Source organism: Microcoleus sp. AT9b-C3 (assembly GCF_036705485.1).
In the GTDB taxonomy this organism is placed as follows: domain Bacteria; phylum Cyanobacteriota; class Cyanobacteriia; order Cyanobacteriales; family Microcoleaceae; genus Microcoleus.
The window spans coordinates 141,325-142,899 of record NZ_JAUBUR010000020.1 but is presented as its reverse complement, the minus strand read 5'-3'; the positions used below and the strand labels follow the sequence as shown (position 1 = coordinate 142,899).

General features: G+C 47.0%; 1 protein-coding gene. It reads left to right on the top strand.

Annotation, left to right across the window (positions count from 1 at the left end; translation table 11 throughout):
- Positions 1-178 precede the first annotated feature (178 nt).
- A complete protein-coding gene (locus QUB77_RS18900) occupies positions 179-1,423 on the top strand; it encodes a glycosyltransferase family 2 protein (protein WP_333175884.1) in 1,245 nt (414 codons plus the stop codon).
- Positions 1,424-1,575: the final 152 nt, after the last annotated feature.

The window sequence follows — 1,575 nt, the reverse complement described above, 5'->3', positions numbered from 1 at the left end:
AGATTTTAGATTTTAGATTTTAGATTGAAGCATTGACCCCACGGATGAATCCGGGGGCTTGTATCCTGGATGCTTTCGGCCAAAATAACTTTTCGGGCGATCGACTAGCTTTTTGTTTTAATATTTTTTAATATTTAGGGAGACAAATCGTGTACCGAAAATTTGAGGTCTGTTCGCTTTGATATTGTTAACCCTGCTAATTTTTTCTCTGATTGTAAGTAGAGCTTACACTAAGAATTTGCGCCGCTCAGTCGAAAAGGCGCCTCGAACCGACAGAAGTTTGGCTAAGTTGTCACCGGAGTCCGCCGCGCAGTTCCCTAAAGTTTCGGTAATCGTACCAGCATACAACGAGGCAGAGAATATTCGGGATTGCGCGATCGCCATTTTGGAGAGTACACCGCTGTCTGTGGACAACTTACAGGTTTTAATTGTAGACGATCGATCGACAGACGACACACTAGCGATCGCCCAAACCCTGCAACAGCATCTCAACGACCCCCGACTTAAAATATTAGCAGGTCAGCCGCGACCAACCAACCAATATTGGGCGGGCAAAAACTGGGCCTGCGCCCAAGCTGTTCAGGTAGCTACCGGAGACTTCTTATTATTTATCGATGCCGACGTGCGACTCAAACCAGGGGCGATCGAAACCGCTATCGCCACAGCAGAAACCGAGAAAATAGACTTGTTCACCTGTATGCCAGCGCTGGTTTGTGAGTGTTTGGCCGAGTGGTTAGTGCAGCCGATAATGTTCAATCACCTAGCAGTTTGCTACGACTTCACCGCCGTCAACGATCCCTCGAAAATAGACAGTGCTTTTGCGGGCGGGCCGTTCATGTTATTTAGGCGATCGGCTTACGAAAAAATTGGCGGTCACGAAGCAGTTGCCGGCGAAATTGTGGAAGATGTGGAACTAGCTAGACGCATCAAACGTGCGGGTTTAAAGTTGGGACTTTATTCCGGGTCAAATTTGGCATCCGTGCGGATGTATCGGTCTTGGAACGCATTGTGGGAAGGCTGGACAAAGAATTTGTATCTCGGCGCTAACCGCAGTTGGGGGTTGATGGTTTACATGGCTGCAATTATGTTTTTTGTTTATCCGATGCCGTGGTTGGCATTAGCTGTTTTGCTGGCCAACGGGGACTTCGCAGAAATTCTGACAATCACCAATTATCAATTACCAATTACCAATTACCAATTGCCAATTACCTGGTTAACTATTTGTTTATCCGTAATCGTAATTTGGCAGCATTACAATTTGCGCCGCTTGGGTGCCGAGATTTCTGACTGTCCGACGAAATACTGGTGGTTGGGAGGTTTCGGAGGTGCGTTAGTGGCCGCGATGGCGATCGGTTCTGCGATTAAAACCGAAACAGGTTGGGGATGGACTTGGCGCGGTAGAACTTTGCAAATTAACAATTAATCCCCCATTGTTTTTGCTACAAAAATTACGCCTCACCTCTATATGTAGGGTTCAATGCACACCGCACCTTACCCCTATTAACAGTTGATTAGAGTATTGGCTAGGACTTACGCAAAACCTCTAAATGTAGGGTGCGCACTGCGCACCTTACC